Annotated in this window: 16 protein-coding genes; all 16 read left to right on the top strand. The window is 42.1% G+C overall.

Going from position 1 to position 14,402, the window contains the following annotated elements; all coding sequences use genetic code 11:
* The first annotated feature begins 10 nt into the window (after positions 1-10).
* The 16 genes from flgL (at position 11) to hpf (ending at position 14,312) form a co-directional block, all read left to right on the top strand.
* A complete protein-coding gene (gene flgL / locus PAV_RS07315; protein ID WP_005544730.1) occupies positions 11-904 on the top strand; it encodes a flagellar hook-associated protein FlgL in 894 nt (297 codons plus the stop codon).
* An 11-nt stretch (positions 905-915) separates the two neighbouring features.
* Complete coding sequence (locus PAV_RS07310) at positions 916-1,488, top strand: DUF6470 family protein (protein ID WP_005544728.1); 573 nt, start codon at positions 916-918, stop codon at positions 1,486-1,488.
* 68 nt (positions 1,489-1,556) lie between these two features.
* Positions 1,557-1,982: a flagellar assembly protein FliW gene (gene fliW, locus PAV_RS07305; protein ID WP_005544726.1), complete on the top strand. Its 426-nt coding sequence runs from the start codon at positions 1,557-1,559 to the stop codon at positions 1,980-1,982.
* Between the two features lies 1 nt (position 1,983).
* Positions 1,984-2,223, top strand: a complete 240-nt coding sequence (gene csrA / locus PAV_RS07300) for a carbon storage regulator CsrA (protein WP_005544724.1) — start codon at positions 1,984-1,986, stop codon at positions 2,221-2,223.
* A gap of 158 nt (positions 2,224-2,381) precedes the next feature.
* Positions 2,382-3,215, top strand: coding sequence for a flagellin N-terminal helical domain-containing protein (locus PAV_RS07295; RefSeq protein WP_005544722.1), 834 nt, complete (start codon positions 2,382-2,384; stop codon positions 3,213-3,215).
* A 158-nt stretch (positions 3,216-3,373) separates the two neighbouring features.
* The gene (locus PAV_RS37530; protein ID WP_420798660.1) at positions 3,374-3,718 is read left to right on the top strand and encodes a flagellar protein FlaG; all 345 of its coding nucleotides are present in this window, start codon (positions 3,374-3,376) and stop codon (positions 3,716-3,718) included.
* On the top strand, positions 3,660-4,952 hold the full coding sequence (fliD, locus tag PAV_RS07290) for a flagellar filament capping protein FliD (RefSeq protein ID WP_005544718.1): 1,293 nt from the start codon (positions 3,660-3,662) through the stop codon (positions 4,950-4,952). The genes PAV_RS37530 and fliD (PAV_RS07290) overlap by 59 nt, the downstream gene beginning before the upstream one ends.
* On the top strand, positions 4,931-5,134 hold the full coding sequence (gene fliD / locus PAV_RS36830) for a flagellar filament capping protein FliD (RefSeq protein WP_005544716.1): 204 nt from the start codon (positions 4,931-4,933) through the stop codon (positions 5,132-5,134). Before fliD (PAV_RS07290) ends, fliD (PAV_RS36830) begins: the two co-directional genes overlap by 22 nt.
* A gap of 37 nt (positions 5,135-5,171) precedes the next feature.
* The gene (fliS, locus tag PAV_RS07285) at positions 5,172-5,555 is read left to right on the top strand and encodes a flagellar export chaperone FliS (protein ID WP_005544713.1); all 384 of its coding nucleotides are present in this window, start codon (positions 5,172-5,174) and stop codon (positions 5,553-5,555) included.
* A gap of 1 nt (position 5,556) precedes the next feature.
* Positions 5,557-5,895: a hypothetical protein gene (locus tag PAV_RS07280; RefSeq protein WP_005544711.1), complete on the top strand. Its 339-nt coding sequence runs from the start codon at positions 5,557-5,559 to the stop codon at positions 5,893-5,895.
* Between the two features lie 19 nt (positions 5,896-5,914).
* On the top strand, positions 5,915-9,886 hold the full coding sequence (locus PAV_RS07275; RefSeq protein ID WP_005544710.1) for an IPT/TIG domain-containing protein: 3,972 nt from the start codon (positions 5,915-5,917) through the stop codon (positions 9,884-9,886).
* Between the two features lie 67 nt (positions 9,887-9,953).
* Positions 9,954-11,045, top strand: coding sequence for a glycosyltransferase (locus PAV_RS07270; RefSeq protein ID WP_005544708.1), 1,092 nt, complete (start codon positions 9,954-9,956; stop codon positions 11,043-11,045).
* Between the two features lie 27 nt (positions 11,046-11,072).
* Positions 11,073-12,503, top strand: a complete 1,431-nt coding sequence (locus PAV_RS07265; RefSeq protein ID WP_005544706.1) for a glycosyltransferase — start codon at positions 11,073-11,075, stop codon at positions 12,501-12,503.
* On the top strand, positions 12,500-12,955 hold the full coding sequence (locus PAV_RS07260) for a hypothetical protein (protein ID WP_005544703.1): 456 nt from the start codon (positions 12,500-12,502) through the stop codon (positions 12,953-12,955). Before PAV_RS07265 ends, PAV_RS07260 begins: the two co-directional genes overlap by 4 nt.
* Before the next feature lie 284 nt (positions 12,956-13,239).
* Positions 13,240-13,437: a cold shock domain-containing protein gene (locus tag PAV_RS07255; protein ID WP_040735677.1), complete on the top strand. Its 198-nt coding sequence runs from the start codon at positions 13,240-13,242 to the stop codon at positions 13,435-13,437.
* Positions 13,438-13,763: 326 nt separating this feature from the next.
* Positions 13,764-14,312, top strand: a complete 549-nt coding sequence (gene hpf / locus PAV_RS07250; RefSeq protein ID WP_005544701.1) for a ribosome hibernation-promoting factor, HPF/YfiA family — start codon at positions 13,764-13,766, stop codon at positions 14,310-14,312.
* Positions 14,313-14,402 lie beyond the last annotated feature (90 nt).

Below are 14,402 nucleotides of genomic sequence, written 5' to 3'. Positions count from 1 at the left end.
GAAGAGTAACATGCGTATAACACAATCGATGATGAGCAGTTCCATGATGAAAAATTTGCAGAATAACTATAAGCGTCTTGACAAATATCAAGAGCAGCTTATGACAAATCGTCGCCTGAACCGTCCTTCCGATGACCCAGTCGGCGTGGCAAGTGCTCTGCATTATCGTGCTGAAATTAGTTCTACGACGCAATTTTCTGAGAATGTAGATGATGCTGATTCCTTTTTGAAGTTTACTGATACTGTAATGAACGAAGCTACTCAAATTGTACAGAAGTTATCAGAACTCGCTGTTCAAGGTGGTACGGATACTGTACCTAAAGATGCGCGTGAGAATATTGCTCGTGAAGTTGAACAATTATATACTCATCTGGTATCTCTAGGGAATACACAGTTTAAGGGAAGATATATTTTTAATGGACAACGTACAGATCAGAAGCCTTATCCAGATGATCCAGCTAACGAAAAGTATAGTTTAGATGATGGTATAGTACAGTATCAAGTTGGCGCGGGTATTTATGTTGATGTGAATATGTTAGGTGACAAGGTATTTGGGAAGTTTGGAGATGCTGATAACATATTTACAATTGTAAATGATATGAAAACTGCATTGCTCAACGACAATACTAGTGGAATTTCAGGGGCAATTCCTAAGCTGCAAGGAATGTTAGAAAAGCTGGTAATAGGGCAAGCAGAGGTTGGGGCTAAACAAAATCGTTTGGAATTTACGACGAGCCGTTTAGAAGATCTAAATCTGAATTATATTGACCTGCAATCAAAAACGGAAGATATTGATATGCCTAAGGTGATCACAGAATTAAAGACTGCAGAAAGCATATTCCAAGCTTCTCTTGACACAATTGCACGTATTTCACGCCCAAGTCTGCTAGATTTCTTACGATAGGGTGATAGGGGATGAATATACCTCATATCCAGATCAATCAACAATTCTCAAGAGTCGGCTTGGAGCGCGAGGCAGCTAAGTTGAATATTGAAACTCCGCCTTCACGATTAGAAATCTCTCAGCAGCAAGTGTCCGTTCAGATGGATCGCAGCGATGGGAAATTGAATATTGATTCGCGTAAAGCCTGGTCAGCCTTGGGAAGGGCTAGATTTGAGGAAGTGACGGATCGAATCGCGCAAGAATCACTCCAAATCTCGATGCAGAACATTGCGAACTTAGCGAGCGAAGGCGATCGCATGATGGCATTCCACAAAAAGGAAAATGCCTTTGGAGAGATAGCAAGAGAGCGAATGTTTCGACAATATCCAATCGAAATATGTGGTATGCCAAGTTATGATAATGTCGACGTAGAATACACTCCGGGCGAATTGAAGACAGAGTGGAATCCCGGCGGCGTACATTTTAATTTTGAGCGTACGATCCCGAAAATGGAGTTTTATCCTGGCAAGGTGAATCCGTACTTGATTCAGAATAACTATATCTTTTTTTCGAGTAGCGGCAAACAATTAGATGCAGTAGTATAGAAGGTATGAAGTAGCTATATAGAACGATTGATGTTCTTTATAGCTATTTTATTTTGGGAGGGATTAGAATGGTAGTGCGATCTGCGCGACTTGGCGATTTTCATGTTGAAGAAAAAGATATGATTGCGTTTCACGATGGCATTTTGGGATTTCCAGAATCTAAGGGGTATGCATGGGTTCATTCAATCGAGCCTAATTTGCCGATAGAGTGTTTACAGTGTGCCATAAACGAACAATTAACATTTATGATCGTCGATCCGTTTTTGTTTGCTCCTGAGTATGAGTTCGAGCTTAGCGAGGAAATAAAGCAAACTTTGAATATAACATCCGAAGAGCAAATTGTTGTCCGTGTTATTCTTACGGCCAGATCCGATTCTAACACAACCTTGAACTTAAGAGCCCCATTAATTATAAACGTAACTAATAATCAAGCTGCTCAAATTATTTTGGACGGCCCTCAATATCAGTTGCAGTATCCAATAGGGAGGGGATAGTATGCTGGTGCTTACGAGAGCCAAAGGTCAAAAAATTATGATTGGACAAGACATTGTTTTGACCGTGGTAGAGGTAAATGGCGACCAGGTAAGGCTTGGAATCGATGCTCCTTCGGATATTTCCGTATACAGAGAGGAAATATTTCAAAGCATTAAAGAACAAAACGAAATTGCTGCAAAGTCTGATCTATCGAAAGAGCAACTTGAAGTGCTAAAGATGATGCTGAAGAAAAAAAGTTGAATAAAAAATGATTTAGCTATAAACTTCGACAAACCAATGCCGATATATAAAATAGTAGGTCAAACGTATGATTCTATCGGCCGAAGAACAGACCTTGACCAATAGGGTGTAAGCAAGGAAGCGAGCACCATAAAACGATTCCAGGGAGGAACTTAATTATGCGTATTAATCACAATATCAGCTCTTACAATGCTCATCGTCAATTGACGACTAACAACTTCTCTCAAGCTAAATCTTTGGAGAAATTGTCTTCCGGATACCGCATCAACCGTGCTGCGGACGACGCTGCAGGTCTTGCGATCTCCGAAAAAATGCGTAACCAAATCCGCGGTTTGGAACAAGCTTCCAAGAATGCTTTGGACGGCATCTCTTTGATCCAAACAGCTGAAGGTGCTTTGAATGAAACTCATTCCATGCTTCAACGCATGTCCGAATTGATGGTTCAAGGTGCGAACGAAGTGTTGACAACTACAGATGCTAAGAAAATCGACGCTGAAGTGAATCAACTTCGTTCCCAAATCGATGATATCGCGAAGCAAACACAATTCAACACGAAGAAATTGTTGAATGCAGCTTCCACTGTAATTTTCCAAGTTGGTGCAAATTCCGGGGAAAAAATTTCCTTGGCTTTGAAAAAAGCAGACTCTACTGCTCTTTCCATCGACAAAACTGCTGTAACAGAATTGTCCGCTGCTGCGGGTAAATTGAATGCTACAGCGGCTTCCAACTTGACAGCGATCCAAACTGCAATTGATGCTGTTTCCGGAATTCGTTCCGATTTGGGTGCTGTTCAAAACCGTCTTGAGCACACAATCAACAACTTGGGAACAACTGCAGAGAACTTGCAAGCTGCTGAATCCCGTATCCGTGACGTTGACATGGCTAAAGAAATGTCCGAATTCACGAAGAACAACATTCTTCAACAAGCTGCTACAGCAATGCTGGCGCAAGCTAACCAACAACCTCAAGGAGTACTGCAATTGCTCCGTTAATGCAGGCTCTGGGCCGGCCGGGATACCGGTCGGCCTTTTTTAATAGGAACATTCGTTTCAACCGATTAACCTATTAATTTTGAGGGGATTGCAGATATGAGGATTGAACACCGTCCGCACAATGTTTTCCCTAATCCGTTAACCTTACAAGATATTGCATCATTGAGCATGGAAAGCACGGGAAAAGAATCAGGGCAGTACCATGGAAAAAATACTCTTTAGAAGAAATGACAGATAAGTGCAATGAAGCATTAAGCGTTAACCAAACCCACATCCAAGTCAAAATACACGAAAAGACCAATACGATCATGGTCATGGTTATTCGTAACGATACGGAAGAGGTTATACGTGAAATACCAAGTGAAAAGATTTTGGATATGATGTACAACATCTGTATTCGAGCGGGTGTTTTTTTGATGAAAGAATGTAGGAGGTGCCAGAAAAATGCCAAGCATCGGTGGACCAATTCGGATAAGCGGTTTGTCTTCGAACATGGATATTGATAAATTAGTTAGCGATTTAATGAAAAGCGAAAAAATGCCCCTGAACAAGCTGAACAGAAAGAAGCAACTTGTACTGTGGCAACGCGAGGATTATCGTACGGCTAATACTGCATTATTGAACTTCAGAAATGCGGCGAACGATATTCGATTTGAAAGCTCGTTCAATAAAACGAAAGCCTCTTCATCTAATGAAAAGGTCGCTGGGGTTGTTACGAGCAACAGCAGCATAGCGAGCGCTTTTCAAATCAGAGTAGACAAATTAGCCACATCCGCAACGACGATAGGCGGCCCGATGACCGCCGACCTTAGTAAGCCTCTTAATGAGGCGGGAATGATTAATATCAACGGCGTGGATATAGAAGTTAAAGCAGATGACGATATAGAAGCGATAATAGCGAATATCAATGCGCAAGCCGCTAAAAGCGGCGTGCAGGCTTCTTTTGACAAAAATACAAAGCGCGTAACGTTGATGTCCAAAGAATCGGGTTCAAGCGCAAAAATCGACATATCGCTTCCTGGTAATTTGCAGGGCGTGCTCAATATTACTCCAGGCAGCTCTACAGGTTCGGATGCGGAATATAGCGTGAATAATTCTGCGCCCATAACGTCTACAAGCAATACTATTAACGTCAATGGCGTTCAATTGCAGCTGAAAGATGTTGGCCAAACATCGATCGGCGTAGAATCCGACAAATCCGGTTTGATAGACAAAATTAAAAACTTCGTAACCAAATACAATGAGATGGTCGACCAGGTTTCTACCATGACGACGACAAGACGCAATCGCGACTATACGCCGCTCACGGAAGAAGAAAAAGAGGCCATGTCAGAAAAACAAATCGAGATGTGGGAGAAAAAAGCGCGTCAAGGAACATTATATGGCGACAGCATGCTTCAGGGGGCGTTACAATCTTTAAGAAGCTCTTTAAGCCTTCCAGTGGCAGGTATTCCGAGCGGCGAATTGAATATGTTGTCTCAAATCGGAATTACAACGTCGAAAAACTATAAAGACAACGGCAAATTGGAGATCGATGAAAAGAAATTGACGGATGCGATCAATAACCAATTTGATGAGGTTAAGCAATTATTTCTGAAGACATCTTCAACAAAGCCGGATACGCCGGAGAACATTAAGCAGCGTCGTTCCGAATTGGGGATCGGCGATCGATTATACGAAGAAATCGATGCGCAAATGAAAAAAGTAACGAAAAAATGGGCTCCGCGACCCTGTTAGAATCCATTGATGACAGCGTTATTGGTCGACAATTAAAAGATATCAATGATCAAGAGAAGCAATGGGTAAGAAAACTGCAGGATATTGAAAATCGTTATTACAAGAGATTTACTGCAATGGAAAAGGCGATGCAGAAGTTGAATAGTCAAGGTTCATGGCTTGCACAACAATTAGGACAATAATGCTTCGACAAGAATGAAAACTGATGGAGAGATGTTAATGATGCAGAACGCGAGACAACAGCAATATTTGAAAGTTCAGGTAGAGACAGCTAGTCCTGGTGAATTGACATTATTACTTTATCAGGAGATGGTCAAATCATTGCTTCGAGCAAAGCAATTATATTCTCAACATCAGTATGCAGAGATGAACGACAGCTTGCATAAGGTGCGTTCGATTCTTAACGAACTGATCGTGACACTTAATACAGACTATGATATTGCAAAGGATTTGGCTAATCTCTATATGTTCTACAATCAGCATATCGCACAGTTCATCATCATCAGAGATGTCAAAATGCTTGACGATGTATTGGAATTCGCTAAGGGAATGGTCGAAACCTGGAAGCAGGCACTGCTGCAATTAAAGACGGGTGGAAAGTAATATGAGTAACAATGAAAATCACCCTTCAGAAATTGTTGGCAGAATGATATCTATATATCGTCAGCTTCTACAGGACTACCAATTTGAGCGTTATGAGGAGTTCGCGCCCGAGCTGGATGAGATCTATGCCAAATTGAAGCAAAGCACGCTAACTGTTGCAATTCATTCTGATCTTGCCTTAGTCAAGGAGTTGCACGAACAACTCGTACAGTTCATTCTTGAAGATAAAAATGCACAGAACCGAGACATCCAAAAATTGGGGGCAGGGAACAGGACAGCTAATCCGTATACGAAGTTAATGTCCTCTACGACTCCTTACTTCTTTGATCAAAAACAGTAACTTGGGGAGGCCTATATTAATGAAGAAGTTCATGCCAAAGTGGCTGAATCTCTTACTAATTATTATGCTCGCAGCTGTTAATGTCCCAATATCAGCTGCAGCAAGTGGAGTTCAAGCAGACCAAATTGTAAATGTTGAGAAATCGGTAAACCCCTTGAGCATGGTAGAAGGGGAAGAGACTGAAGTTACTCTCAACGTTAAGGGCTCAAACCCGGTCAATTACGTAAAGCCAAACGATATCATCCTTATCATTGACCGATCGGGCAGTATGATGCCGCAAAAAGGAAATAACAATGAAGATAAAATTGGAAATGCGAAAGCGGCTGCTAAAGGCTTCATTAATCTAGTGGATTTTACAAAGCATCAGATTGGTATCGTCGATTTTAGTACGGAACTTTCTTCCACGCCGATGACCACGAATACTGGTGATTTGAACAAATATGTGGATCAGATTAAGGCTGGGGGTGGCACGGCAACAGCGAGTGCTATCGAGAGTGCAAGAGGTTTGCTGCGCAACCATCGTCCTGATGCGCAGCCGGTCATTGTCTTGTTGACAGATGGGGAAGCAACTCATCCTCAACCGGTAGAGAACGCCCGCAAGGCGGCGTTGGAGCAAGCTAAGCTGGCAAAACAAGAGGGCATCGTGTTTTATACGGTTGCTTTGCTGTTGCCGGGTGAAGATCCAACCCAAAGCGCACCGAATTTATTGATGAAGGAAATGGCCACGACGACTCAACACCATCATTTTGTATTAGGTTCCAATGGATTGAATCAAATTTACCAAGATATCGTTAAAGAAATCGGCTTGGCAAGTGCATATGATGTTACGGTTACCGATTCGGTTGCACCCGAATTTGAAATCGTGCCTGGATCCTATGAGAATAATATTCCGCAGCCAACCGTAAAGGGAAATACGCTGGAATGGAAATTCCTTGAGCTGAAAAATGAAGTCCTAACTTTCAAATACAAGATTCGTCATATTAAAGGTTCCAAGGTTGGCGATCTTTCAGTAGGCTCAGAAAAAATTAAAGTCGATTATAAAGATCATGTAGGCACTCGACAGGCATTTGAAGTTGAGCATCCTCATGTTAACGTTACATATCCTGCCCCTGTCATCACGACGGTTGTTCAAGATAACGGAGATGTGGCAGGTGGTCAAAAAGTTGAGATTTCCGGTAAAAACTTCCGTCCACAACCAACTGTTTTATTCGGCGATAAGGAAGCGGCTTCGGTTGAATATGTAAGTCCCGAAAAGCTGGTCGTAGTGACGCCGGCGGGAGTGCAAGGGGAAGTTACTCTTACCGTCAAGAACGATGACGGTCAACAAGCGACGGCAAAATTCCGCTATCATGCGCAGCCCGTCATTGCGGAAATTGTACCGAATAAAGGGCCTGTATCCGGGGGGAATGAAGTAGTCATTAAGGGTGATTATTTCATGAATGGCGCTGTCGTTAAGTTCGGAGACAACTCCGCCACGACCAACTCGGTTACCCAAAAGGAAATAAAGGTAAAAGCTCCTGCATCAACAAACAGCGGAGCGGTTACGGTTGAAGTAACAAACCCTGACGGTACGAAAGTTAATATGCCAAATGGGTATACGTATATTGAAGGGCCTAAAATCACATCTATTACTCCGAATGTCGGATCGACTTTGGGTGGAGAACAGGTAACGATTACAGGTTCTCAATTCGAGCAAGATATTAAGCTGTTCCTTAAAAATAAGGAAGTTCCTGTTGAATTTATTTCTGCAACTGAACTGCGTTTTGTAACTCCAGCTTGGAGCACAGCCGAATCCGTAGACGTTAAAATCGTCAATCCGGACTTGCAAGAAGCTGTAATGGTTAATGGATACAAATATGAGTATCCCGCACCGATCATCGAATCCATTTCGCCCACTGAAGGGCCAATTGAAGGCAACACGCTGGTTAATGTCAAAGGTAATCATTTCAGAGAAGGTGCTAAGCTGTACTTTGACGATAAACAAATTTCCGTTGTGACAGTGGTAGATTCCAACACAATCCGAATCAGAACGCCGCAATGGACTACTGGAAGCTTAGTAAGCCTCAAAGTAGTCAATTCGGACGGCAAGGAAGCAGTAAAGAAAGATGCGTATCAATATTTGACGCCTCCGGCTCCAGAATTATTGACGGTGAATCCAGACAAGGGTTCCACTCTGGGTTCAGAAGTGGTAACTCTGACCGGTAAAAATTTTGCTTCCGGTTTAAAAGTTCTATTTAATAATACCAATGTTGTGGTTTCGGCTGTTACGCCTGATAGCGTTACGATCAAAACTCCTAAATGGGCAGCAGAAGAGACTGTTGATGTAACCGTTATGAGTGCGGACGGCCAAGTCAGTACATTAAAGCAAGCATATACATTTGTTGCGCCACCGCCTCCACCGGGACCTAAAATTGAGAGCGTAAACCCGGCTTCCGGACCTGTAAGCGGCGGGAATATCGTATACATTAATGGTGAAAATTTCAAAGATGGCTTTAAACTTTATTTAGGAAGCCAACAGATTACCGCAACTGCTTTTCTAAGTGATAAGCAATTACGCGTTAGAATACCAGAGATGCGTACGCCTGGAAAAGTAGATGTCGTAGTGACTAATCCGGATGGACAATCCGCGACCTTAAAGGAAGGTTATGAATTGTTGTCGCCACCGGCACCAACGGTCGTTAAGGCGAATCCTGATAATGGTTTGATAGCCGGCGGGACTACTGTTACGGTAACGGGGACTAACTTCTCCTCTAATAATAAGTTAATGATTGGAGATAAGCCGGTAACATTTACGTTCGTGTCCAATAGCGAACTTCGTTTCAAGACTCCTGCGTGGTCCAAAGCTGAGAGCGTAAGTATTACAGTCTCGGACGTGTATAATCAAGAAGGAAAACTAGACGGAGCGTTTACGTACAAAGAACCGGAGAAAGATCCAGCACCAACGGTTGATGGCATTTCTCCAAATGAAGGTTACCTCGCCGGAGGAAAGGCATCGTTCGTAAGCGGTAAGGGCTTTAAAGATGGTGCTAAAGTTTCTGTCGGTGGCAAGGATGCAGTGACTGTATTTATGAGCAGCGAGCAATTGAAAGTTCTTATGCCAAGTTGGCCGCAAGAGGAAGTCGTAGATATTAAGGTAACGAATCCGGATGGACAGTCCGTGGAACTTCCTAAGGCCTTTTCTTATGTAACGCCGCCACCGCCACCTAAACCAGAAATTGTTTCTCTTTCCCCAGACAAGGGAACGATGAAGGGCGATCAAATCGTTACAGTGAAAGGCTCGAATTTCGTGGACGGAGCAGTAATTTCATTGGGCAGCAAGAAGGTAGTTACAGTATTTGTGAGTGATACTGAACTTCGGATTCGTACTGTTGCATGGACACAACCAGAAAGCGTAGACGTCACGGTGACTAATCCGGACGGACAATCTGCTGTATTGGCAGCGGGCTATACCTTTGAGCTTCCGCCGCCTCCGACAATTGCGAATATTACGCCGGATTCAACCGTATATAACAGTCCTATCGTAATTGCCATCAACGGTGAAAACTTCGATTCAGGATCACAAGTTTACTTTAATGACGTAGCAACAGTCACTACATTTGTAAGCAATACTCAGTTGAAGGTAAGAACACCTCAATGGGCAAAACCTGAAAGTGTTAACGTCAAAGTGGTATCAAGTCTTGGCCAGGAAGGTTTTCTTCCTAACGGGTTTACTTATAAGCCAGTTCCGCCTAAACCGGCTCCAGTTATCACGGAGTTGAAGGCTACAAGTGGATCTTCATCTGGCGGACATATCTTTTACATTAACGGAGCTAACTTCGTAGATGGGACTACCGTTTATTTCGGCGGAGTGAAGGCCATTACGGTATTTGTAGATTCTACTTCGTTGAAAGTCAGAACGCCATCTTCGCCTGTCAAAGGTCCGGTTGACGTAAAAGTCGTGAACCCAGATGGACAAGAAGGCATTGTTGCCGGAGGATACACTTATAACTAATGCTTAAGTAAAGGATACGGTGTCTAGTTTTCTAGGCGCCGTATCTTTTATAAAAGGGATGTGGATAATGAAATCTTTAATTTCCGCTTGCATGATTGTCAAAGACGAAGAATCCTTTATAAAGGAGAGTATTGCTTCGGTACTTCCGTATGTGGAAGAGGTTGTAGTGGTTGACACAGGTTCCAAGGATGATACCGTTTCAATAGCATCCTATATGGGGGCAAAAACGATAGAAATGCCCTGGCAAGGCGATTTTAGCAAGGCGCGAAATGCGGCGATTCAACATTCGAATCTTCCAATAGTTCTTATGATTGACGCAGACGAACGGCTAGATCATCGCACTGTTCAAGCGTTACATGATACCGCACGTTTTTTGAACGAAAATAAGAGCAAGGCAGCCAGAATACGAATTCGAAATTATACGGATGATGCAAATACATCCATTAGTTACGCAACCAGAATGTTCCCGAATAACGGGAAATTCAAATATATGGGGCGTATACATGAACAGTTATGTAAGGAAGGAAATGTACCAGAAAGTATCGATACAGATATCGAATTTAATCATTTTGGTTACATGCAAGAAGTTATTGATCAAAAACAGAAAATTACGCGAAATATTGAATTGTTAAGAAAAGAAGCCTCGGAAAACGAGGATAACTCATATATTACATATCAATTAGGCAAAACACATGCTATCCAAAAGGAATATGCCGAGGCAGAAATATATCTTCGTCAGGCTTATCAGTCAGCATCGCAAGATTTCCATTATTGCCTGCCTAATATCATCTATTCTTTATGTCATGTTCTGCTGCAAGTGAAAAAATACAACGATTTTTCGTCTATTATTGATGAGGCCATTACTCTGTACCCTGATTATACGGATTTATATTTTATGAAGGGTCGTGCAATCGTCGATAATTTGGACGTAACTCAATTTCACTTAGTTCCGCAGTTGTTTGAGCGCTGCGTAGAGCTGGGTGAAGTATCAAATACGCAATATGAATCTCATGTGGGAGTCGGTACATTCAAGGCTCTTTATAATTTGGGCATCTATTATGAAATGGCGGGACAGAAGCAGCAAGCCTTGGACTGTTATGAACGATGTAGTGAATTCGGCTTTAAGCCTGCTATGGAACGATTGCTCTTGTTACGATAAAACAACATGACTGAAGGAGAATGTGTTATGACACGTCCCAAGATCTCATTATGTATGATTGTGAAAAATGAAGAGTCTTGTTTGGAAAGATGTTTGGACAGCGTGAAAAATATTGTGGATGAGATCGTAATCGTAGATACGGGATCTACTGATCGGACTTTGCAAATATTAGAGGAACGCGGAATTACAGCTCATCATTATAATTGGAATCATCATTTTGGCGATGCACGAAACCATGCGATATCTTTTGCAACCGGGGAGTATATTTTACAGCTCGATGCCGATGAGTATTTGGACGAATCGACAAAGGGTGTATTGAAGGAACCCTTAGATTGCGATTGCTACATACTAAAGATTAGAAATGACCTGGGGTCGGGATTTAACGAGGTCCATTCTTCCATTAGACTGTTCAGAAATTCACCAAAAATTAAATATGTAGGCGCGCTGCATGAGCATATTGATACAGAGACTACAAAATTAAAACATGGAAAATTATCCGTCCTTATACATCATGACGGTTATCAACAATCCGTAATCGATAAGAAGAACAAAAACAAGAGAAACATGCAGATCATAAAAAAAGAAGCCAAATTAAATCCGGATGCATTCAATTTATACAATCTTGGAGTTCAGCTTAAAATTGAAGGTGAACACTTGGCTGCGATTGATGCATTTAAGAAATCGTTTGCTGCGGGAAGCAACTACACCTTTACGCCAAAACTGCTTGTATATTTGGGACAAAGTCTAATGGAGCTTAACAGGCACGAAGAATCGCTTGCAGTGTTCCGGGACAGTATCGCTTTATATCCTACGTATACAGATTTGCATTATTTCAAAGGCTTCGTATATGAAAAGATCGAATACTTCCGGGATGCCGAAGCATGCTACAAAAAATGCTTAGAGATTGGCGAAGTGTCGGAAACGTACCATAATTCCCAAGAAGGCGTCGGCTCTTATTTGGCCCATGCCCAGCTAGCTGAATTATATTTGAAAGAGGAACGTCGGGAAGAGTCGCTGAACCATGCCTTAGAAGCGCTGAAAGGAAGCAAAAATAGTTTTCCGACATTGAAAGTTTTTCTGAACATTTTCCCTGGCGGGGATAGAAAGCAGCTATATGGGATACTCAAACAAGTATGGAACTTGGATTCGGACAAGGATCTGGAATTGCTGCTGATTGCCCTGTACCAGATACGTCATCCATTGTTACTGAATTATGTTGAGGAATATAATGTCTCCATACCGTATGAAATGCAAAGATTCCTGCTTCTTATGGATAAAAAATACGAAGAGGTGCTTGAGAGGGAAGCGGTCAACGGGGAGCTTGCAAGGGATCAATCTTCTCAATATGGCCGAGATATGTTGTTGCTTTCGTTTGTGACAAGAGACGAAAATCTTTATAATAGAGCTTCCTTGGATATAAATCTTAATCAAAAAGAATCAAAAATTTTAAAAAGATGATTCAAGGCATGGTTGTATCTGAAAAAGATTTATCTAACGAATTTTATAAATATGTCTCCGATTTATTGGAGGATGTGCTGCATGCTCAAGAGTTTGATATCATCGATTATTTTGGCAGCCATGTTCATGATCCGTACATTAGACTGATTTTAAGTGAAAAACTAGTTCAGTATGGCTTCCATGAAGTTGCCCTGAATGTTCTCTTGGAGAGCGACTCCCCTAAACTTAACGCACGCATATTTGAAATCGCAGCAAAAGCTTTGAAGTTGAACGGAGATGATGAATCTAGCTACTATTACTACCGTAAATGCAGCGAAATCGATCCATCATTTAAAATTTGGAGTCAATTGTATGATATCTGCGTTGAACGCGGCGAAAACATGAAGGCAAGCATGTATTTGGATAAAATGCGCCATATAAAACCTGTTTCCGAATGGTTGAATATGAAGTAAATGAGATCTGTATATACTCTTTTGAGAGCGTGATTTTTCGGATTTTACGGGAACGGGCAGTAGGATGAAGTTTGTTTTATGAACATTCTATAAGCCCGTGCCTTTTGATTTTATTTTAGGGGAATGGCCGAGAACGATTATGAATAATAACCAAAAATATTACAGATTAAATAATAAGAAAAATATCCCTTTCCTCATTGACAACGCTTCCACCCGGTGATATAGTCAAACTTGTGGAGGATAAAAACTCCACGGCATTTGAAGATGAAGGGAATGTTATCGACATGCAAGGTAAAGTAAAATGGTTCAACGCTGAAAAAGGTTATGGCTTCATCGAAACTGCAGAAGGCAACGACGTATTCGTACACTTCTCCGCTATCCAATCCGAAGGATTCAAGACTTTGGAAGAAGGTCAATCCGTAGAATTCGATATCGTTGAAGGCGCTCGCGGTCCACAAGCGGCTAACGTAATCAAACTGTAATCATACCCGACGTGAGTCGAATTATATATGATTCCGATTAGCTACACGCCCCTGGCTTAATGCCAGGGGTTTTTATATTTTGGGAGTGATTATTTATTTGTTCTGTGGCTGTATCCCAGGGCTACTTATAACCTGCTTATAAGTAAGTTGCTATTTGATGTAATACGGCAGACGTAATACAGCTTCTCTGACAACCTTTTATATCGTTTCACCTTCTCCACTGAGGGGTAATGAAGGATACGGAATTGTAAACGGATTGTAACCGTTTTTTTGATTCCTCCATCATAGCTATGGTATAATAGAAGTATCCAAAGGAGGAGTGCTATATGGAATATAAAGTTCGAGGTCAGAACATTGAAGTTACAGACGCACTACTTGACTATGTCGAAAAGAAATTGAGCCGACTGGAACGGTATTTTGAAACTCCCCCTGCTTCAGGCGCTAATGTTACACTCAGCGTTACGAAGGATGTACACAATATTGAAGTAACAATCCCATTACCGGGTTTGCTGCTGCGGGCTGAAGATCGAAGCAAGGACATGTATGCATCGATCGATGGTGTCGTAGACAAGTTGGAACGGCAAATCCGCAAGCATAAAACGAAAGCCAACCGCAAGTTCCGTCAGGTTGGTGCGGCAGAGCATCTGTTCCGTGAGCAGTCCACATCAACACCAGTTGCGGTTGAGGAAGAGGATGATCTTGAAGTCGTACGGACGAAGCGCTTTACGCTGAAGCCGATGGACGTTGAAGAAGCAATCCTGCAGATGAATATGATTGGCCACAACTTCTTCGTATTCTCGAATGCGGAGAGCAAGGAAGTCAATGTTGTATACCGCCGCGATGACGGCCGGTATGGCTTGATTGAACAAGGCTAAGAACGGGAACATTGAGGTTTCGGATGCCAATATAGGCAGAGAACCCTAGAATCTACCCGATTACCAAAAAAGGACTGAGCCTATTTCCAC

The sequence above is a fragment of the Paenibacillus alvei DSM 29 genome (genome assembly GCF_000293805.1).
GTDB lineage: Bacteria > Bacillota > Bacilli > Paenibacillales > Paenibacillaceae > Paenibacillus_B > Paenibacillus_B alvei.
The sequence above is the reverse complement of the archived record's forward strand: the minus strand, read 5'-3'. Positions and strand labels throughout refer to the sequence as shown.

What these genes read in the sequence shown, in the direction of transcription:
- PAV_RS07260 (WP_005544703.1), top strand. Translation starts at nt 12,500, where the DNA reads ATGATTCAAGGCATGGTTGTATCTGAAAAAGATTTATCTAACGAATTT.
- csrA (WP_005544724.1), top strand. Translation starts at nt 1,984, where the DNA reads ATGCTGGTGCTTACGAGAGCCAAAGGTCAAAAAATTATGATTGGACAA.
- fliD (WP_005544718.1), top strand. Translation starts at nt 3,660, where the DNA reads ATGCCAAGCATCGGTGGACCAATTCGGATAAGCGGTTTGTCTTCGAAC.
- fliW (WP_005544726.1), top strand. Translation starts at nt 1,557, where the DNA reads ATGGTAGTGCGATCTGCGCGACTTGGCGATTTTCATGTTGAAGAAAAA.
- flgL (WP_005544730.1), top strand. Translation starts at nt 11, where the DNA reads ATGCGTATAACACAATCGATGATGAGCAGTTCCATGATGAAAAATTTG.
- fliD (WP_005544716.1), top strand. Translation starts at nt 4,931, where the DNA reads ATGGGCTCCGCGACCCTGTTAGAATCCATTGATGACAGCGTTATTGGT.
- PAV_RS07255 (WP_040735677.1), top strand. Translation starts at nt 13,240, where the DNA reads ATGCAAGGTAAAGTAAAATGGTTCAACGCTGAAAAAGGTTATGGCTTC.
- fliS (WP_005544713.1), top strand. Translation starts at nt 5,172, where the DNA reads ATGATGCAGAACGCGAGACAACAGCAATATTTGAAAGTTCAGGTAGAG.
- PAV_RS07275 (WP_005544710.1), top strand. Translation starts at nt 5,915, where the DNA reads ATGAAGAAGTTCATGCCAAAGTGGCTGAATCTCTTACTAATTATTATG.
- PAV_RS07265 (WP_005544706.1), top strand. Translation starts at nt 11,073, where the DNA reads ATGACACGTCCCAAGATCTCATTATGTATGATTGTGAAAAATGAAGAG.
- hpf (WP_005544701.1), top strand. Translation starts at nt 13,764, where the DNA reads ATGGAATATAAAGTTCGAGGTCAGAACATTGAAGTTACAGACGCACTA.
- PAV_RS07295 (WP_005544722.1), top strand. Translation starts at nt 2,382, where the DNA reads ATGCGTATTAATCACAATATCAGCTCTTACAATGCTCATCGTCAATTG.
- PAV_RS07310 (WP_005544728.1), top strand. Translation starts at nt 916, where the DNA reads ATGAATATACCTCATATCCAGATCAATCAACAATTCTCAAGAGTCGGC.
- PAV_RS07270 (WP_005544708.1), top strand. Translation starts at nt 9,954, where the DNA reads ATGAAATCTTTAATTTCCGCTTGCATGATTGTCAAAGACGAAGAATCC.
- PAV_RS07280 (WP_005544711.1), top strand. Translation starts at nt 5,557, where the DNA reads ATGAGTAACAATGAAAATCACCCTTCAGAAATTGTTGGCAGAATGATA.